The organism is Cobetia sp. UCD-24C (genome assembly GCF_001306765.1).
Taxonomy (GTDB): domain Bacteria; phylum Pseudomonadota; class Gammaproteobacteria; order Pseudomonadales; family Halomonadaceae; genus Cobetia; species Cobetia amphilecti.
The window spans coordinates 91,234-110,976 of the sequence record NZ_LJTD01000014.1 but is presented as its reverse complement, the minus strand read 5'-3'; the positions used below and the strand labels follow the sequence as shown (position 1 = coordinate 110,976).

The window sequence follows — 19,743 nt, the reverse complement described above, 5'->3', positions numbered from 1 at the left end:
CACATCAAGCTCATGCCTGCCGATATCGCGCTGGAGTGGGCCGTCATGTCGCAACAAGCCAATTAGTTGTCGTGCATATCCAAAACTGCTTACCCAGTACGGATAGTCTTATGAGGTCCTTGCCATTCACAGGAGCTCAGCATCGGCCTCTTCAACGCGTCATCTCATTCCCGCATCACGTTGCCTGCCACGACAATAACAACATCAGGACTCGCACAATGACCCACCACTCGCCCTCTGCACAGCCTGCTTCTGAACAGTCCGTCTCTGGACAGTCAAATCATGAACAACAGAACGCGCACTCCGCTGACGACATCTGCGGACTGGGAAACTCGGCCTGTGGCAAGGAGCAGTACCTGACCTCGATCGCGACCGTCTGCGTGATCGCGCTGCTGATCGCTGCCGCCACCCTGTTTCCCGAAGGATTTCTGGCCAGTCTCGACCTGATCAAGGGCTCGGTGATCGGCAACTTCGGCTTCCTGTTCACCTGGCCGGCCTTTGCCGTCTCGCTGCTGCTGGTCGCGGTCTGCTTTACCCCGCTGGGCAAGCTGCGCTTCGGCGAAGGCGACCCTGAATTCCATACCCTGAGCTGGATGGGCATGCTGTTCGCCACCGGCATGGGCATCGGCCTGCTCACCTGGGGCGTGCTGGAACCCAAATATCACACCGATGCCGGCCTGAGTACCGACATGGCGCTGCTCAACGCCTTCAATCACTGGGGTCTGCTCGCCTGGGCCGGTTATCTGGCCATCGGCGCGCTCTTCGCCCACGCCATGTACAACATGAAGATGGCCAAGCCCGCCGAAGAACTGCTGGGCAACGGCCTGTGGAGCAAGCTGAACCTGATCAGCCTCGTCGTTTCCACCGTCATCGGCCTGTCGCTGTCCTTCACCTACGCGACCACCCCGATCCAGCAGGGGCTGGTCAAGCTGGTCGGCATCGAGTTCAGCCCGACCCTGATCATCTGCGTACTGGCCGTATGCGCCATCATCTCCTCCGCCTCGGGCCTCAAGCGCGGCATCAAGTGGCTGAGCAACTACAACACCCTGTTCGCGATCATCCTGATGCTCGGCGTGCTGGTGCTGACCGTGCCCGGCGATATCCTCTCCACCTTCGTGCGCCTGGTGCCGGAATACCTGCTCAAGTACCCCGCGATGGCCACCGATATCGGCCTGGGCGATCCGGAGCGCAAGACATGGCTGGCAGACTGGCTGTATTCCTTCGAGGCGGCCTGGTATGGCTGGTTCATCTTCACCGGCGTCTTCATCGCCCGCATTTCCAAGGGCCGCACCCTGCGTGGCATGGTGCTGGGCGTGATGCTGGTGCCGACCCTGTTCTCGTGCCTGTGGTTCGTGGTCTTCGGGCTCGGCAGCCTGAGCCTGGGCGTCGATGACGTGTTCAAGCTGATCGACACCATCGACAGCAGCGGCCTGCTGTCCCTGATCCTGACGCTCAACATCCTGCTGTTCTTCATCACCAGCGCCGACTCCGCGGGCCTGGTGTGCGAGATGCTGACCGTCAAACGCTCACGCGCCTTCTGGATCGTCTCCATGGCGGCCCTGGCTGTCGTGGTCAGCTGGCTGGGCGGCGATGTCTACAAGACCCTGCTGAGCCTGATCTCGGTCGCCGCGATCCCGGTCGCCTTCGGTATCTTCGCGCTGGTGATCGCCTTCGTGATCCGCGTACGCCGTGATCGCGCCACCCGCGCCGCCCCGTCACCAGCGCCACTCACCCAGCGCTGAATCGCCATGGCGTGAGAGGCGTCGCAGCGCGTACTGATGCGATGCAGTCTGTCCAACACAACGGCCCTGCCCTCTAACGAGGTGCAGGGCCGTGTCACGTCTGATGAACACCTTTTTTCGCTACCAGCCACGAACGACACGTCTTGCGCCTTCGCCGCATTGACAGTCCATCAGCACAAATTGATAGGCTGAAATGACTGGCAGAACGCTGGATTTTCAGCGCTTCATGCTGGCAAGACATCAAACATCCACAAGCCTTGCTGGCGTTTGTATTGCTGACAGGGCCATCGAGAACATCGTTATTGCGCTCAGGCATGTGCCGAGTGCAATCCGATGCAAGGTGAAGCAATTGCCTTGCCATGCGGAAGATCGTCTTGCCCAGCGCCTGCCTCAAGTAGTCACCCAACAATCACAATGACGTAGACAGGTAATGACATGCCCCCGACTTCCCAGCACGATCATGGGCAGCAGAACGCTGCTCACCCGCCCAATGACGCCTCACACGCAGCGCCTGCCCCCCCTTCGCTGACATTCCGCTTCGGCGCCTGGGGCGCCGCCATCCCGTTGATCTTCTTTGTCGTCTGGGCAATCACGACCAGCGTGCTGGGGCTGTCCTCTGAAATCGGCCTGGTCATGGGGGCTCTGTTCGGGCTGACCCTCGGCCTGTTCTTTTGCACCAGTCGCTGGGAGGACTATGCCAACGGGCTGTTCGATGGGCTGACGCAGCCCATCGGGGTGGTCGCCATCGTCGCCTGGTTCTATGCCGGGATGTTCGCTCAGGTTCTGCAAGTCGGGGGACTGGTCGAAGGGCTTGTCTGGCTGGGCGGCATCTCGGACATGACCGGCGGCTGGTTCGTCGGGCTCACCTTCCTGCTCGCAGCCGTGTTCTCGACCGCTGTCGGGACTGGTTACGGCACCACGGTCGCCTTCTGCACGCTGATGTATCCGGCCGGCATCGCGGTGGGCGGTGACCCCACCCTGCTGTTTGCCGCGATACTGTCCGGTGCCATCTTCGGCGATAACCTGGCCCCGGTGTCAGACACCACCATCGTCTCCGCCACGACCCAGGGCGCGGATGTCCCCGGCGTGGTGAAAAGCCGCTTCAAGTACTCGATTGCGGCAGCCTTGCCGGCGCTGGCGCTGTTCGTGATCTTCGGCGGCAGCGAGCAAGGCGGCATCACCGACCCCGCGGCGGTTCAATCGATGCAGGAGGCCGCCGATCCAGCGGGGCTGATCATGCTGGCGCCCTTTGCACTGGTGCTGATACTGGCACTCCGTGGACAGCACCTGCTGACCTCTCTGACCTGGGGCATCCTGCTCGCCATTCCTGTCATGCTGATCGCCGGCACCGGCAGCCTGTCACAGATCATCGCCTTCGATGCCGAGGCCGATGGCGTCATGACTGGTGCATTGGTTCGCGGCGTCGAAGGTTACGTCAACATGGGTATCCTGATTCTGCTGATCGTCGGTGCCGCCCACCTGATGACCCTCGGCGGCACCATGGAGCATGTCACGCGCCTGCTGATGCGCTGGATCAAGCAATCGATGCGCCGCGCCGAAGTGGCCATCTGGGGCATCGTGGCGCTGCTCAACAGCGCCATCACCATCAATACCGCCGCCGAGATCGCGGCCGCGCCCTTCGTGCGTGCGCTGGGCACCCGCTACCGCATCCATCGCTATCGCCGCGCCAACATGCTGGACGCCGTGACCTCTGCGCTGGGCTACATCTTCCCTTGGGGGGCACCAGTACTGCTGGGCTGGTCGACGATCCAGTCCATGCAGGGCACCTATGATTGGCTGCCCTCCGTCTCGCCGACCGCCGTCTTCCCGTTCGTCTTCCAGGGCTGGTTCCTCGTGGCCATCATGCTGCTGGCCGCCGTCACCAGCTGGGGGCTGACCTTTGAAGACGAGGATGGCAACGAACTCAAGGAGCGTCCGGCCAGCTGAGCGCACGATCCGCACCACGCCGCTGACAGACCCCGACTACGCTGAAAGCCTGTGCCATCACGTTTCCCGCAGGCGCTCAGCGACCATCGGAAGCGAACAGGACCACGACAGACAGGAGCGACGCATGCCAGCAAGTTTCCACGACCACCTCAGCCGTCAGATCAATGAGCTGCATGAAGAAGGCCTCTACAAGCAGGAGCGCGAGATCACCTCGCCCCAGCGTGCCAGCCTGCGGGTCGCGGGCGGTGATGAACACGAGGGGCAAGGGTCGGAGGTGATCAACTTCTGCGCCAACAACTATCTGGGCCTGGCCGATAGCCCCGAGCTGATCGCGGCCGCGCAACAGGCGCTGGAGCGTGACGGCTTCGGCATGGCCTCGGTGCGCTTCATCTGCGGCACTCACCATCAGCATCGCGTGCTGGAAAAACGCCTCGCGGCCTTTCTCGGCATGGACGATGCCATCCTCTATTCCTCGTGTTTCGACGCCAATGGAGGCCTGTTCGAGACACTTTTCGGCCCTGAGGACGCCATCATTTCCGATGCGCTCAATCATGCCTCCATCATTGATGGCGTGCGCCTGTGCAAGGCCAGCCGCTATCGCTATGCCAACAATGACATGCGCGAACTCGAGGCCCGTCTCCAGCAAGCGGACGCCGCCGGTGCACGCTTCAAGCTGATTGCCACCGACGGTGTCTTCTCGATGGATGGCGTGATCGCCAATCTCAAGGGCATCTGCGAGCTCGCCAGACGCTACGACGCGCTGGTGATGGTGGATGACTCCCACGCCACCGGCTTCGTGGGGGCCAACGGGCGTGGCAGCCACGAATACCATGACGTGATGGACCAGATCGACATCATCACCACCACCTTCGGCAAGGCACTGGGCGGCGCCTCGGGCGGCGTGACGGCAGCGCGCGGGCCCATCGTCGAGTGGCTGCGCCAGCGCTCGCGCCCCTATCTGTTCTCCAACTCGCTGGCGCCGCCCATCGTGGCGGCGACCCTCAAGGCGCTGGACAAGGTCGAGGACAGCGCCGAGGCGCGCCGTAAGCTTTGGGAGAACGTCGAACGCTTTCGTCGTGGCATGCAGGAGGCCGGCTTCACCCTCGCGGGTGCCGGTCACGCCATCATTCCGGTGATGATCGGCGATGCACGCCTGGCGGGAGACTTCGCCAATCGCCTGCTGGAGGCCGGCATCTACGTGATCGGCTTTTCCTACCCGGTGGTGCCCAAGGGACAGGCGCGCATTCGCACCCAGATCTCGGCGGCACATACCCCGGAGCAGATCGAGACGGCCATTGCCGCCTTCACGTGTATCGGGGGCGAGATGGGCGTGATCGACTCCACGACGGGAGGTGATGTATGAAGGCGCTGGCCAAGCTCAAGGCCGAACCCGGCATCTGGATGACCGAGACGGCCGTACCGGAAATCGGCCACAACGATGTGCTGATCAAGATCCGCAAGACCGCGATCTGCGGCACGGACATGCACATCTATCAATGGGATGAGTGGTCGCAGGCGACCGTGCCGGTGCCGATGGTCACCGGTCATGAGTATGCGGGGGAGATCGTCGCGCTGGGCAGCGAGGTGCGTGGCTACGAGATCGGCGACCGTGTCTCGGGCGAAGGGCACATCACCTGCGGCCATTGCCGCAACTGCCGCGCCGGACGTCGCCATCTGTGTCGCAATACCGAGGGCGTGGGCGTCAACCGCCCCGGCGCCTTCGCCGAATACCTCGCCCTGCCCGCCTACAACCTCTTCAAGTTGCCGGATGAGATCAGCGATGACCTGGCGGCCATCTTCGACCCCTTCGGCAATGCCGTGCATACGGCGCTGGCGTTCGATGTGGTCGGCGAGGACGTGTTGATCACCGGCGCCGGGCCCATCGGCATCATGGCGGCAGCGGTCATCCGCCATATCGGGGCTCGCCACGTGGTGATCACCGACGTGAATGACTATCGACTGGCACTGGCCGAGCAGATGGGCGCGACCCGCACCGTCAATGTCAGCCGCGAATCCCTGAAAGAGGTGATGGCGGAGCTCGACATGCATGAGGGCTTCGATGTGGTGCTGGAAATGTCCGGCGTGCCTTCCGCCGTCGAGCAGATGCTCGATGTCATCAATCATGGCGGCAAGATCGCCATGCTGGGCATTCCGCCCGGCGAGATGGCCATCGACTGGACCAAGGTCATCTTCAAGGGGCTGACCATCAAGGGCATCTACGGCCGTGAGATGTTCGAAACCTGGTACAAGATGGCCAGCCTGATCCAGTCAGGCCTGGATCTCTCGCCCATCATCACCCATCGCCTGGGCGTCGCAGATTTCCAGCAGGGCTTCGAGATCATGGGCTCCGGTCAGTCGGGCAAGGTGGTGCTCGACTGGGGCTGAGGGCGTCTGCTCGGCTCAGTCTCCACGCAAGTCAGTCGCCGCCTCGCGTGGCAACAGGCCGAAGGCCTCGCCCATGCCGGGGGCGGCAAGGCGCTCGAGGAACCATTTGAGCGCCTTGCCCTGACGGCCACTGCGCCAGGCAAGCGAGAGATCGATCGGCGCGCGCGCCGTCTCCAGCTGCAGCAGTGCCAGACTGCCCTCCTCCAGATGGCGATGGATCCGATGCCGCGGCAGATAGCCGACTCCCAGCCCCTTGCGCTGGACCTCGATCTTCTGCGCCGTGGTCTTGACGATGATCTGGCTGCGGCCATCCAGCAAGCCGGAAGAATGGCCGGGCAGACTGCGCGAACTGTCCGCCACGATCACGGTGGGATACTCCTGCAGCGACTCAATGGCAATCGGCTGCGCCAGCCGGGTCAGCGGATGATCTGCCGCCACGGCGAAGACCGGTTCTATTGCGCCGAACCGCCGGCACGCAAGCCCCGACACCGGTGGCTCGCCGGGCGCGCCGATCACCAGATCACAGCGATTGTCATGCAGCGCATCCCAGGCACCCGCCATCACCTCCTCGCTCAACACCACCCGCGTGCGCGGCTGGATGGCCTGGAATTCCTCCAACAGCGGATAGAGCGCCTCCGGATCAAGAATGGTATCGACGCAGATACGCAGCTCGACCTCCCAGCCGGCTCCCGCCTGACGCGCCAGCGCCGTCATCTCCTCGGTGGCCAACAGAATGCGCCGCCCATGCGCCAACACCAGGTGGCCCGCATCGGTCAGCTCGGCCTTGCGACGCGAGCGGTCGAACAGCGGCACGCCCAGCTCTTCCTCCAGCTTCTGGACCGAATAGGAAATCGCCGAGGGTACGCGGTGCAGCGTCTCGGCGGCCGCGGCGAAACTGCCCCGCCGCTCGATGGCATCCAGTACGCGCAGGGCGTCGAGTGTGATGGGAGAGACCATGATTCAAAAATTCTGATCATTGAGACCAGAATCCTCCGTTATTTTTTTGATAAACCCCATTCTATAGTAGCTCCATCGATCAAACACACTGATCTGAAAGACCTCATATCCCCTGATCACTGGAGCCACACATGTTCAAGTCTGCCCTCTCTCGCCTGATGACCACCGATTCCAGCCTCGCAAGCCTGGTGCTGCGTGTCCCGACCGGCATCATCTTCATGGCCCACGGTTCACAGAAACTGTTCGGTGCCTTCGGCGGCTACGGTCTGGAAGGCACCGGTCAGTGGATGGCCTCCATCGGTATCGAGCCGGGCTACCTGATGGCGCTGCTGTCCGGCAGCGGCGAGTTCTTCGGCGGACTGGCGATCCTGATCGGCCTGCTGACACGTCCGGCGGCTGCCGTGCTGGCCTTCACCATGCTGATCGCCATCCTGACCGTGCATATCGGCAATGGGCTGTTCGCGAGCAACAACGGCTATGAATACGCGCTGGCACTGCTGACCATCGCGGCGAGCCTGGCGATCACCGGCGGCGGCAAGCTGTCACTCGACCGCCTGCTGAGCCCGGCCAGGCACGATTCATAAGCCTGCTGAAGGCTGGCTATTCATCACTCAATGCGCGCCCGCACAGCCTCAGGAGGTTGCCATGCTCACGTTACGTCCCGGCAATGAGCGCGGCCATGCCAGGTTCGCCTGGCTGGAGAGCCGCCACAGTTTCTCCTTCGCCAGCTACTACGACCCGGCTCACATGGGCGTCTCGGTGCTGCGCGTGATCAACGATGACCGCGTGGCGCCGGGCGCGGGCTTCGATCCGCACTCGCACAGCGACATGGAAATCATCAGCTATGTGCTGTCAGGCAGCATCGAGCACCGCGACAGCATGGGCTCACGGCACACCCTGGGGGTCGGCGAAGTCCAGCTGATGAGTGCCGGGACGGGCATCGAGCACAGCGAGTACAACGCCTCGTCCCGCGAGCCGCTGCGCTTTCTTCAGATCTGGATCACGCCACAGGCCAAGGGGCTGCCGCCGCGCTATCAGCAGCAGCCCTTCGCCGCCCGCGACGGCCTCACCCTGTTGATCGCACCACCGGCGCAAGCCGCGCCTGGGGTGCTGGCCATCAATCAAGATGCCCGGATGTATCGCATCGGCCTGCAAGGAGATGACGAGCAGCGCACAGCACTGGAACTGCCGCTGGACGCAAGGCGCCGCTACTATCTGCACGTGATCGAAGGGTCCACGCGCTTGAGCGGGGACGATGCGCATAGTGTCTCGCTGGGCGCAGGCGACGCCGCGACGCTGGATCAGGCATCACGACTCGTACTCAGCGATGCCCACCGACTGCACGCCCTGCTGTTCGACCTGCCCGCCTGAGTCGTTGATGCTGACCAATTTCTGATGGCCAAAAAAGACGCCGCCTCCCTGCCCAGTCGATACGGGTGAGGAGGCGGCGTCTTTCTGTCTGTCATTGCCAGCACGCAGCGGCTCACGAAGCGCTCCACAGAACGACACAGGGAGCGTTTGCCGGAGTGGCTCACGGAGCGATTCCCGGAGCGATTCATGGAACGACGCAACCCGCGCAAAGTCACATGGTAAAGTAAGACCTGCAGTGCAGGGTATGAGACTGGCAGCCCTTGCCGACACCTTCTGATGACGGAGACAGCGCCATGACGAATGAGACCATCATCGCCGCCGAGCCGCCTGAGACACTCAGGCTGCCAGCACCGGATCAGGTAGCGCAGACGGGCGATGGCAGCCGCCCACACCAGGAGGCCCTCGACGCCCATACCGAGGACTACTCGGAGGCCGGCTTCTGGCGCAAGGTGAGCGGCGCCGCCAGAAAGGCCGGCAAGCGCGTGCTCAATCCTGCATTTCGCATGTATTTCGCTGCCCAGGACCCCGATACGCCTCTCTGGGCTCGCACCACCATCTATGGGGCGCTGGGCTATTTCATCTCACCCATCGATGGCCTGCCCGACTTCACGCCGCTGCTTGGCTACACCGATGACCTGACGCTGATGGCAGGCGCCGTCGCCATCGTCGCCGCACATATCAAGCCGGAGCATTCCGAGCGCGCGGAGACGACGCTCAAGCGCTGGTTCGATTGAGCTGGCGCCTCTTGCGACTCTTCACATATACAAATGCAACAATATTCAACAAAAGTTAACAATGGTTGAAAGGCGTTGTCTGGCCCGTGTTTAGCCTTGTGACATGCGCATGTTACGGTGAGCGACAACTTCGCCACGCCCGAGAATTCGTCATATGCCCGTCACTCGAATGCCCATGCCATTGATGAAACTCGCTACCGCGGGCATTGCCCTCATGGTGATGGCCGGCTGTGTGTCGCGCGCGCAGATCGATGTCCCGAAGGTCACGCCGGTGGAGGCGCAGGCCTACCAGCACAAGGTGTTCTATTCCGACGTCTATTACAGCCAGCCACAGGCCAACCTGTTTTCCGGCGCCGCCCAACAGGCCATGCAACCACTGGGCAACATCAAGCTGTCGCGCGCCTGTTCACCGGCGATGACCCACTTCAATCAATTGCTGCGTGAGCAACTGCCCGCGTCTTCGCGCATCACCCATGATGCACGTGCCAGCGACTACCGCCTGCAGGTGGAAATCCAGGCCCATGAGAATCGTGGCCCTGTCTATCTTGATTACCTGATCGCCCAGAACCTGACCAAGAATCTGCTGACCTTCGGTGTCGCCAATGAAGATTTCGATATCATTGCCGATTTCGATGTCCAGTATCGTCTCTACGACAAGAACGAGCAGTTGCTGTTCAGCAAGGATTACGCCGTTCAGGACTCTGTGCCACACCAGGCAGGCAACTTCGACTTCGGTGATCGCATCTTCCTGCCGGCCCAGAACATGATGAAGAAATACCTGCTGCTGACGATGAATGACTTCTTCGTCAACGCCAGCCGCCCGAGCCCTGAACTGGCCGCCGTACTCAGCGATAGCTGACGGCGAGGCAGATCCAGCACGCACTGGCACCACTCGACGTCATACACGTCACAACACGACAACGCCTCGCCAGCCATGCTGACGAGGCGTTGTCGTGTTTCAGGCCCCTTCATCCCTTCGCTATTGGCCTCGAGACTTGCGCATCGTGTATCTCGCGGCATTCATCACGATCGCGAGCAGAAGGAAGACATCAGTTCAGGACTCAAAAGGCGTCATTGACTTGTCTGTTCCGTCTGCTTCGCCTGCGCGTCTCTTGAGGTGTCCTTGCGCAAGCCTAGCGGCATGCGCAGCAACACATCCGGGCGATTCTGCGCCAGGCTCAGCACCGTGATCGCGAGCAGAATCAGCACCATGCCGCCTATCTGCATGGCATCAAGCCCCTGTCCCAGAATCAACAGGCCATACAGGGTGGCAGTGATCGGCTCGATCATGGCGACGATGGAGGCGACCGAGGGCAAGCTATGACGCAGCCCGGCAATATAGCAATAGAAGGACAAGCCACCGCCCACCAGCCCGAACAGGATGAAGACCCACCACTCATCGGCGAAGGGCACCGCAATCGCCTGTCCCATGTCCGTGAACGGCACCATGATCAAGGTACTCAAGCCCAGCGCGATGGCCAGGATGCCCGGCACACTGCCATGCCGCGAAGCGGACTTGAAGGCAAAGATGAACACGGCATAAGACACGCCTGCCAACAAGCCAAAGGCGATGCCGAGTGGGGTGACAGAGGCAGAGCCGGATTGCAGCACGCCTGTCAGCAATACGATGCCGATCATCACCACCACGATCGACCCCAACTTGACCGGCGTCGGTTTCTCGACCCGCGCTAGGAAAGAGGCGATATAGACAAAGATGGGCGCGCTGTACATCAGCGTGGCAGCCACTGCGACGCTGCTTTCATTGACGCTCTTGAAATAGAACATGAAATTGCCGGCGACACCCAGCCCCGCCAACAATGACCACCCCAACAGACCCCGCGTGGAGTCGGCCGGGCGCTTGTGATAGCCCAGCAGAAACATCCAGCCCAGCATGCAGATGAACCCCACCATGGCGCGCCAGAACGAAATGACTTCAGCCTGCCAGCCCCACGACATCAACTGACTTCCCAGCCCACCGGTAATCCCCCACTGGAGGGCTGCAAGAATGACCAATAACGTGCCCCATTGTGCCATGCGCTCTCCATAGACGTGATTGATTGAGGAAAGACAGCGTAACAAGACACGCCCGGAGCCTGTAAATATACACAGGCGGCTTATTTGTACTTTCTTTTATTTAAATGGTATCCAATTGTTATTCTCAATCAGCCAACGAAAGTTAAACTTGAATACCTGTCGCCAATGCATGACAGACATGACGGCTACTAGTGACTTGTCACTGAATCGTGCGCGACTTCTTGAATAATCAGTGGATATATCCTTGCCTGAACAGGGCTTCATTTCGCCCATCATCTCGAGACAATGACGACCACCAGAAAAAGGGGATTCACGAAAGCCAGCAAGGCGTGAGCCGCCCTTATGGCGCGCAAGACACCCCCACCCGACCAGCTTCTTGTTCGCCATTCCTCCTTCTATTGGGGCGCTTTGGGCACGTGAAGCGCGTGACATGCAGATGTCATTGGCCGGATGCCCTTCCTGTCACGCTCAGAAAGCAGACGCCTCTCACCCGGTAAACTGCCGCCTTTTAGTCTAATAAACTGACCTGCTGCGCGTGATGAGTAGGCTGCGACACCTCACAGAGTCATTGACTATCAATGAGTTGGCGCAAATAAACCTCGTGATCATCACTGGTAATACCAGATGACCTCAAGTAGCAGAAACAAATGGACTCTCTTACCTTGAGCTAGCGTCAGGTGCGACATAACCACGCACCCACCAACAACAAAGTCTTATAAAACGACGTTCGCCACGCAACATAGGGAGAGTGCTGCACATGAATCAGTCGCTATTGGCACTATTGGCCTTTGTGCCATTGCTGCTCGCCGGGGTGCTGTTGATCGGCTTTCGCATGGCCGCCCGCCTCGCCATGCCCATCGTCTTCGTGGTCACTGCGCTGATCGCCCTGCTGGCCTGGGACATGACCTTCACTCGTGTCCTGGCCTCGTCACTCCAAGGGCTGATACTGACGGTCGCGATCCTGTGGATCATCTTCGGCGCCCTGCTGCTGCTCAATACCCTCAAGCATTCCGGCGGCATTGCCGCGATACGCAACGGCTTCTCCGGCATCAGCCCGGACCGCCGCGTACAGGCCATCATCGTCGCCTGGCTGTTCGGCTGCTTCATCGAAGGTGCCTCCGGCTTCGGCACCCCTGCCGCCGTCGCCGCCCCCTTGATGGTAGCGCTGGGCTTCCCGGCCCTGGCGGCGGTCGTGGTGGGCATGATGGTGCAATCGACGCCGGTCTCCTTCGGTGCGGTCGGCACGCCGATCGTGGTCGGGGTCTCCGGTGGCCTCGACAAGGCCGGTGTCAGCGAGACACTGGCCGCGAATGGCTCGAGCTGGGAGGCCTACTTCCAGCTGGTGACCTCTGAGGTCGCCATCACCCACGGCATCATCGGGATCTGCATGCCGTTGATCATGGTCGCGGTGATGGTGCGCTTCTTCGGCGCCAATCGCTCCTGGCGTGAAGGGCTGGAAGTCGCGCCCTTCGCGCTGTTCGCCGGTGTCTGCTTCGTGGTGCCTTACGTACTGGCGGGCATGCTGCTGGGGCCGGAATTCCCATCGATGATCGGCGCCATGGTGGGGCTCGCCATCGTGGTACCCGCGGCGCGCAAGGGCTTCCTGCTACCCAGCAGAACCTGGGACTTCCCGAACGCTGACAGCTGGCCCGCGGAGTGGATCGGCAAGCTGGACATGACACTTGAGCCCGTCGAGGGCCGCAAGCCGCTCTCGGTCGGCATGGGGTGGTTGCCGTATGTGCTGCTCGCGGTGCTGCTGGTGATGTCGCGCGTCATCGCGCCGATCAAGGAGGCGCTGACCTCATGGAGCTTCGGCTGGAGCGGCATTCTCGGAGAAGCTGACATCTCCGGCAGCCTGCAGCCCTTGTACCTGCCCGGCGGTATCCTGGTGGTCGTGGTACTGCTGACCATCGTGCTGCACCGCATGCGCATGCGAGACGTCAGTGCTGCCGTCAGCGAGTCCAGCCGTACCATCCTCGGCGCAGGCTTCGTGCTGCTGTTCACGATTCCGATGGTGCGTATCCTGATCAACTCCGGCGTCAACGAGGCGGATCTGGTGTCGATGCCGGTGGCGATGGCGCAGTTCATCGCCGATAGCGTGGGCGATATCTACCCGCTGTTCGCGCCGAGTGTCGGTGCCCTCGGGGCCTTCATCGCCGGCTCCAACACCGTCTCCAACCTGATGCTGGCCGATTTCCAGTTCAACGTCGCCCAGGCTCTGGGCATCTCCAGCGCCATGATGGTCGCCCTCCAGGCGGTCGGCGCGGCTGCCGGCAACATGATCGCCATCCACAACGTGGTAGCCGCCTCGGCGACCGTCGGCCTCCTGGGTCGCGAAGGCGTCACGCTTCGCAAGACGATCCTGCCAACGCTCTACTACGTGATCTTCGCTGGCATCATCGGCATGATCGCCTTCCACGGCCTGGGGGTGGTCGACGGCTTGATGAGCTGACAACACGCCTCGTATCACTCTGGCAAACGACAGCAGGCCCGCATTGTGTGCGGGCCTGCTGTCGTGTGGAGATCATCAACAGAATATTGAATGTGTTTACTCCAGGGGCCTGTTTATCAACAAGGCACGGCGTAATAAATTGCCCAACATCGCCGAAACGGCAGCCTTCATGTCGCAAGTTTCTGGAGCAGACATCCCATGACCCATTCTGTATTGCACCCTACCCGACTACAGCAGGCCCGCGAGCTTGAACTTCCTTCCCGCGAGGCCATGCTGCGACGCGCTCCCTCCGTCCAACAATTCTGGGACAGCCATCGTCAGCTGCTGAGTGACGCCTGGCGTGAATGGGAAGCCGTCGAGCAAGATGACCTCGCCATCCTCGATAGTGGACTGATCGACGAGGCGCTGCGCACTGCCGTCAAGCAGGCGTGGGAAAATCCCGAGCGCGAGACGGACGTCAAGGCGCTGATGACAGAAGTCGCTACTGACGTCTATCAGTTCCAGCTCTTCGATGTCGAGCGAATTGCTGATTTGCGCAACATGCTGGAACAGGCATGGGACGCCGGCATTCCGCTGCGCCCGCCCTACGGCATCGTGCTCAATCGACGCGGCGCCATGCTCGACCGTCGCTCAGAGGGCTATCTGGCGGCACCGGGTTTCCAGGCGTTCTATCAGCAGCTGCTGGACACCTACATGCGCCCGATCTCGCGGCTGCTGTTCCCGGAAATCATCGGCTACGACAGCCAGTCCTTCGGCTTCTCGATCCATTATCAGCCCACCACGGACGCCTCTATTCGGCCGCATACCGACGCCTCGTCCGTGACTCTCAACATCAACATGAACCTGCCCGACGAGACCTTCGAGGGCTCTGAACTGGACGTTCTGGATGCCGCCAGCGGCGACGCAGTGCGCTTCTCGTTCACGCCCGGCTCGGCTATGCTGCATCGCGGTAATGTGCCGCATGCCGCGCAGCCGATCACCAGCGGCCAGCGCTCCAACCTGGTGCTGTGGCTGTATGGTGAGCGAGGCCAGATACCGCCACAGGGCGCGCAACGCCGGACGATACCTGCCAGAGACCGCTGGGTCGCCTCGAGCGCCAATCAGGATGATTTCGCACCGTTCTGATGTCCAGCGTGCTCTACTGGTAAACATTAGTGAGCAAAAACGACAAAGGGGGCCTTTGATAGGCCCCCTTTGTCGTTGTCATGCGCTCGATAACGCCGCTCAATCATCCGCTCATGACCATCTGATCATGGCCTCGCCTGCCATGACGGGAAAGCCGAGCAGGTCACGAAGGGTCGCGGCATCCGGCGAGAGAGTCAGCCAGCTCACGGCCGCGATATTGAGCAGTACCGCGCCCCAGAACACGAACTGATAACTTGTCTTGCGCGTCTTGTGACGCAGGCTTTGCTGGGCGATCAGCGCCCCCGGCCAGCCACACAGCAGCTCCATGAAGTGCAAGGTATCCTCGCGGACTCTCTGCTCACTCTCAGCAGCGGCCAATTTATCTACCCGATACGCCATGTACGCCACCAGACTCATGCCCAGATACGCTGCAGGCAACATCCATGGCAGACGCTCCTGCCACCAGCCTGCCCAGAGCACGACCGCGACGACCAACGCCACCAACCATGCAAGCCACACCCCGGTAGAGGTGGTGGAAGCTCCGGCCCCATGGGTGCGAAAGCGGATGGCACGTGGGCGGTTGTTGTCATCCATGCCCAACTGATAGTGCACCTGCACGCTGGCCTTGGGTCGCCCGCGCCCCTGGTAGGCGCTGATATGGGCAAAGACATCCTTGCCACCCGACGCCGGAGTAATGAAGCCAAAGCCCTTGTCATCGTTCCAGCGCGTCAATCGTCCTTGAAGGTTCATCGTCTCATCTCTTCCCGGTCCGGCCCTTAGCCGATGAAGGTGCCCGTGGCGTTGCCGCCGCCCTTGCCACCGGAGCCACCATCGCCGTTGTCGTCGTCATCTCTTTCATCTTTTTCAACTCTGTCACCCCTGCCATCCTTGCGCTCCCGCTCGGTTTCCCGCTCGTCACGCTGATCGCCCCAAGGGTCCTGATCCTGAGAGCGAGCGCCGCCTTGTTCATGATCGCAGATATCGGCAGCAGAGGCCTTTTGCGAATTGGCGTACACGGCGAGCGCATCATCGGGATTGCGCGCCGAGACCTGGGCCTGCTCTTGATAGCCCTGGGTTTCCAGCAGGCTCGCGTACCACAGGTTGCCCTTGAGGCTGATGGTCAAGTTGAGGCCCAGGAACAGGATATTGGAGATCAGCTGCCCTCCCTGCGTCGCCGGAATGAAGACCGAGCTGAGCACGATGAAGCCGAACAGACTGGCCGCCAGCAGCCACATGCGCTTGTAGAGCGCCCAGAACAGGCCGAAGAAGAATGCCGGCCATGACCAGCCGATCTTGACGGCACGCGTCCCGTGCTCGGGATGCGTCAGAATACGAAATGAAGCCATCGTGAAAATCCTTGTCTGTGATGCCGAGCGGGCAACAAGCTGTGACAGGCTCGGATAAATGACACACGCTTCGTACTATACCGCCAGCCACTTGTCAGGACCATGAACTGATATATCGCTATCTCACTGATTCTCCTCAAGCTTGTCAGCCGCGCGAGTCATTCATGCCCAGCCATTCACACCGAGCCATTCACACCGAGCCATTCACACCAAGCCATTAACACCAAGCCATTCGCGCCCGACGACGCAGCTCAAAGCGTCTGGATGACCAGCGGCTGATCATTGGCCGGATAGGCACAGCACATCAACACCTGCCCCTGAGCCACGCCGGCCTGTGGCGGCTCGGGATACTTGACCTCACCCTCGAGCAGTCGCAATGCGCAGCTGCCACAGCGCCCGGCACGGCAACTGGACAGGGTATTCACGCCTGACTGCTCGGCCAGCTCAAGCAGACTGCCCTGTTGGGGTGTCCACTGTCGTGTGATGCCCACGTCGCTGGCCGATGGCTGCCCGGGTGCCACGCGAGGCGTGAAGGTGACCCGAGCACGCTCCGGCAAGCTCGCTTGGAAGTCTGCCGATAGCGCAACCGCGGTTGCCTCCCCATCCTCCAGCGAACCACGCCCGAAGAATTCGTGATGCAGTTGCTCACGCGGTAACCCCAGCGCCAGCAAGGCGGCATATTGCGCGCGCATGAAGCCCTCGGAGCCACACAGATAGACATGGCTGGAGGCAAGGTCCGGCAGGCTGCCCGCCAGACTCACCAGCTCCAATCTGCCCACAGATTGATGCCGCCCGGCCACGAGATCCGCCGCACTCGGGCGCGACAAGGCGATATGCAGATGCAGCCACGCATGGGCGCGCGACCAGCGCTCCAGCGTGTCGAGAAATGCCAGCTCACGCCCATTACGCGCAGCATGCAGGAAGACCACTTCGCCGAGCGGCGGATGCCCCGCTTCTGCCTGCTGTATCAAGGCCTCCAGCATGGCGATCATCGGCGTGATGCCGACGCCGGATGACAGCAGCACGCAAGGTGCTGGCGAGTCCTGCAACACGAAATCTCCCGCCGGGGGTGTCGCTTCCAGCACATCGCCCACCGCGAATGCATCATGCAGCAGTCGTGAGGCAAGTCCCTTGGGGTCGCGGCGTACCGAGATGCGATAGGCACTCTGCCCCGCCCGCCAGGCCTGCGAAATGCTGTAGCTACGCATCACCGCGATCTCGCCGCAGGACAAGGGCCGCTGTGGCGTGGAGGCCAGACGCAGGGTCAGAAACTGGCCGGGGTGATAGGCGTCGATTTCCGCCGGTTCGCGCTCCTGCCCCGCTAGCGGCCATGGCGCCAGATAAAAGGAGGTGATCGAGTCACTTTCGCGCACCTTGTCGATGACGCGCAGACGACGCAAGGGTACGGGCGCCTCATCAGGGGCCGGCCAGTCACCGGTCTGCTCAAGCGACGGCGAGAGTTCGATCAGACGCCCCTGCGCCGGCAAGGCATGCTCGACATGCAGTACCCGCTCCGGCACCACATCCACGATGCGCTCGGCGCCCGCGACCAGCGCTGCCCGCTGGGGGTTCCAGTCGACCCGGGCGTGCCCCTTGAGCACCAACGCCTCGCCCGTGATGAAGTCGGGAATCAACAGGCTGACGCGGGAATCCAGCTCGATATTGCCCAGGGTGTTGAAGAAGCGATTGCCGGCAAAATCGGGAAACGACAGGCTGCCATCGGCATTCAGGTGCAGAAAGCCTGGCCTGCCGCCACGATGCGAGACATCCACGCCGTTGGGCGCAGCATCGTCCAGCTCACCTGCGCGGGTCGCGATGAAGAAGGTGTCCGCCTGGGCCAGCAAGGCGCGCGCTTTTTCATCGTTCCATGTCGCCTCGTCATTGAGTGCCACCTCGCGGCTGACCAGCGCTTTCGCCTGCTCGGCAGCCCAGTCGATCTCACGTTGCTGGATGTATTGCGGACAGTTGCCGAAGCTCTGATCGACCCCGATCCGAAGCCCATCGGGCGCCATGCCCGCCACCGCTTCAGGGGCAAGCAGGGTGCCATTCAGGCGATTGCGCCGCCGACTGGCCAGATCAAGCCCCAGCACGCCGACCCTGGTACCGGGAGTGAAATCCAGCCCCAGCAATTCCCCCAGCGCCGGTCGTGCATGCACCTGCAGCTCAGCGGGCGTGGCATCGCAAAGCTGCCCGGGCGGCGCAAGGCTCACCACCGCCCACGGCCAGCCGTCGCTGTCAGGCACGCCCATGAACAGCACAGGCAGACTCGTGAAGAACGCGACATGCTGCTCAGGCATCCGGTCGCGCACGTAGGGGGCGACCTGCTCGAGATAATGCTCCGGCACGCCTGCGCGTGCCTGGACACGTCGCTCACCTGCATGAAACACCTGCCGATGCTCATTCATGGACAAACCCTCAGGATGACGGTGGGGCTCAGGCCAGTACCGGGCTCGTCGCCATGCCCACGAAGCCCGGCTCGGCTTCGATACGCGCAAGCCAGCCACGAATGGCGGGATAAGGACTCAGGCTGACACCCCCCTCCGGGGCATGGGCGATGTAGCTGTAACCCGCGATGTCGGCCAACGTCAGGCGCTCCTCCACCAGGTATTGCCGCTGATCCAGATGGGACTCCATGACGGCGAACAGGGCATGCGCGCGGGCGATGGCCTGCTCGTGGTCAAAGGGGGCACCGAAGACGGTCACCAGACGTGCCGTGCAGGGGCCAGCGGCAATCTCGCCGGCCGCGACCGAGAGCCAGCGTTGCACTTGGGCCGCTGCCAGGGCGTCTCCGGGCATGAAGCGTCGTTCGCCGTCATAGCGCTGGGCCAGATAGACGAGGATGGCGTTGGAATCACTCAGGAAGACGCCATTGTCCTCGATGGCCGGTACCTGCCCGAACGGACTGATCCTGAGGAAGTCGGGCGCCTTGTGCGCGCCGTTGGCCATGTCGAGATCCACCGTCTCATAGGGAATGTCCAACAGCGCCAGCATCAGCTCGACGCGGTGACAGTGGCCAGACTTCGGATTGCGGAACAGACGGATGGGCGCTGACGCGGCAGCAAAGCGTGGGTTCATGATACACCTGACAATGTAAGTAAAAAGCAAAGAGGAAAGAGCCGAGAGCGGCAAAGCGCAGTGCGCTGCAGAAAACGTGGCAGGCAATGACGACTCAGAAGCCGAAATCGCTCAACCCGGGGTGGTCATCCGGTCGGCGCCCCAATGGCCAATGGAACTTGCGCTCGCTCTGCGCGATGGGGTGCTCATTGATGCTGGCGTGGCGATGGGTCATCAGGCCCTGCTCATCAAACTGCCAGTTCTCATTGCCGTAGGCGCGAAACCACTGGCCGCTGTCATTGCGATATTCATAGGCGTAACGCACGGCGATCCGATTCCCTGCGCTGGCCCACAGCTCCTTGATCAGGCGATAGTCGAGCTCGCTTGCCCACTTGCGGGTCAGGAAGGCCACCACCTCATCACGGCCGGTCACGAATTCGGCGCGATTGCGCCAGCGGGTGTCCGGCGAATATGCCAGCGCTACCTTCTCGGGGTCACGGCTGTTCCAGCCGTCTTCGGCAAGACGCACCTTGTGTGCCGCAGTGTCTGACGTGAACGGTGGCAAGGGATGGCGGGGGAGATTGGCTGACATGAAA

General features: G+C 61.9%; 17 protein-coding genes. 10 read left to right on the top strand and 7 right to left on the bottom strand.

Annotation, left to right across the window (positions count from 1 at the left end):
* Positions 1-218: 218 nt before the first annotated feature.
* From AOG28_RS16155 to tdh, 4 genes are all read left to right on the top strand, one after another.
* The gene (locus AOG28_RS16155; RefSeq protein WP_054557161.1) at positions 219-1,742 is read left to right on the top strand and encodes a BCCT family transporter; all 1,524 of its coding nucleotides are present in this window, start codon (positions 219-221) and stop codon (positions 1,740-1,742) included.
* A gap of 435 nt (positions 1,743-2,177) precedes the next feature.
* Positions 2,178-3,689: a Na+/H+ antiporter NhaC family protein gene (locus AOG28_RS16150; protein WP_082388909.1), complete on the top strand. Its 1,512-nt coding sequence runs from the start codon at positions 2,178-2,180 to the stop codon at positions 3,687-3,689.
* A gap of 124 nt (positions 3,690-3,813) precedes the next feature.
* A complete protein-coding gene (locus AOG28_RS16145; protein ID WP_054557160.1) occupies positions 3,814-5,052 on the top strand; it encodes a glycine C-acetyltransferase in 1,239 nt (412 codons plus the stop codon).
* Positions 5,049-6,074 carry an L-threonine 3-dehydrogenase gene (gene tdh / locus AOG28_RS16140; protein WP_054557159.1) on the top strand — a complete coding sequence of 342 codons (1,026 nt, stop codon included), beginning with the start codon at positions 5,049-5,051 and terminating at the stop codon, positions 6,072-6,074. The genes AOG28_RS16145 and tdh overlap by 4 nt, the downstream gene beginning before the upstream one ends.
* Before the next feature lie 15 nt (positions 6,075-6,089).
* Here tdh and AOG28_RS16135 read toward each other — a convergent pair whose 3' ends face one another.
* A complete protein-coding gene (locus tag AOG28_RS16135) occupies positions 6,090-7,031 on the bottom strand; it encodes a LysR substrate-binding domain-containing protein (RefSeq protein ID WP_082388908.1) in 942 nt (313 codons plus the stop codon).
* A 131-nt stretch (positions 7,032-7,162) separates the two neighbouring features.
* Between AOG28_RS16135 and AOG28_RS16130 the strand changes: the two genes are divergently transcribed.
* The 4 genes from AOG28_RS16130 (at position 7,163) to AOG28_RS16115 (ending at position 9,995) form a co-directional block, all read left to right on the top strand.
* A complete protein-coding gene (locus tag AOG28_RS16130; protein WP_054557158.1) occupies positions 7,163-7,615 on the top strand; it encodes a DoxX family protein in 453 nt (150 codons plus the stop codon).
* Positions 7,616-7,676: 61 nt separating this feature from the next.
* Entirely contained in the window at positions 7,677-8,402 is a 726-nt protein-coding gene (locus AOG28_RS16125) for a pirin family protein (protein ID WP_054557157.1), read from the top strand.
* A 293-nt stretch (positions 8,403-8,695) separates the two neighbouring features.
* Positions 8,696-9,136: a YkvA family protein gene (locus tag AOG28_RS16120; protein WP_082388907.1), complete on the top strand. Its 441-nt coding sequence runs from the start codon at positions 8,696-8,698 to the stop codon at positions 9,134-9,136.
* A 175-nt stretch (positions 9,137-9,311) separates the two neighbouring features.
* Complete coding sequence (locus AOG28_RS16115; protein WP_131432260.1) at positions 9,312-9,995, top strand: hypothetical protein; 684 nt, start codon at positions 9,312-9,314, stop codon at positions 9,993-9,995.
* Positions 9,996-10,207: 212 nt separating this feature from the next.
* Here the strand turns inward: AOG28_RS16115 and AOG28_RS16110 are convergent, their stop codons facing one another.
* Positions 10,208-11,170 carry a DMT family transporter gene (locus AOG28_RS16110; RefSeq protein ID WP_082388906.1) on the bottom strand — a complete coding sequence of 321 codons (963 nt, stop codon included), beginning with the start codon at positions 11,168-11,170 and terminating at the stop codon, positions 10,208-10,210.
* Positions 11,171-11,927: 757 nt separating this feature from the next.
* Here AOG28_RS16110 and AOG28_RS16105 point away from each other — a divergent pair.
* Both AOG28_RS16105 and AOG28_RS16100 read left to right on the top strand, forming a co-directional pair.
* The gene (locus AOG28_RS16105; RefSeq protein WP_054557156.1) at positions 11,928-13,622 is read left to right on the top strand and encodes an L-lactate permease; all 1,695 of its coding nucleotides are present in this window, start codon (positions 11,928-11,930) and stop codon (positions 13,620-13,622) included.
* Positions 13,623-13,820: 198 nt separating this feature from the next.
* Positions 13,821-14,747 carry a 2OG-Fe(II) oxygenase gene (locus AOG28_RS16100; protein WP_054557155.1) on the top strand — a complete coding sequence of 309 codons (927 nt, stop codon included), beginning with the start codon at positions 13,821-13,823 and terminating at the stop codon, positions 14,745-14,747.
* 111 nt (positions 14,748-14,858) lie between these two features.
* Here the strand turns inward: AOG28_RS16100 and AOG28_RS18900 are convergent, their stop codons facing one another.
* The 5 genes from AOG28_RS18900 to AOG28_RS16075 form a co-directional block, all read right to left on the bottom strand.
* Positions 14,859-15,497, bottom strand: a complete 639-nt coding sequence (locus AOG28_RS18900; RefSeq protein WP_054557154.1) for a DUF1294 domain-containing protein — start codon at positions 15,495-15,497, stop codon at positions 14,859-14,861.
* Between the two features lie 26 nt (positions 15,498-15,523).
* Positions 15,524-16,093, bottom strand: coding sequence for a DUF2628 domain-containing protein (locus AOG28_RS16090; protein WP_054557153.1), 570 nt, complete (start codon positions 16,091-16,093; stop codon positions 15,524-15,526).
* A gap of 251 nt (positions 16,094-16,344) precedes the next feature.
* Positions 16,345-18,498, bottom strand: a complete 2,154-nt coding sequence (locus tag AOG28_RS16085; protein WP_054557152.1) for a 2Fe-2S iron-sulfur cluster-binding protein — start codon at positions 18,496-18,498, stop codon at positions 16,345-16,347.
* Between the two features lie 28 nt (positions 18,499-18,526).
* Positions 18,527-19,168 carry a glutathione S-transferase family protein gene (locus AOG28_RS16080; protein WP_054557151.1) on the bottom strand — a complete coding sequence of 214 codons (642 nt, stop codon included), beginning with the start codon at positions 19,166-19,168 and terminating at the stop codon, positions 18,527-18,529.
* Positions 19,169-19,262: 94 nt separating this feature from the next.
* Complete coding sequence (locus AOG28_RS16075; RefSeq protein WP_054557150.1) at positions 19,263-19,739, bottom strand: nuclear transport factor 2 family protein; 477 nt, start codon at positions 19,737-19,739, stop codon at positions 19,263-19,265.
* Positions 19,740-19,743 lie beyond the last annotated feature (4 nt).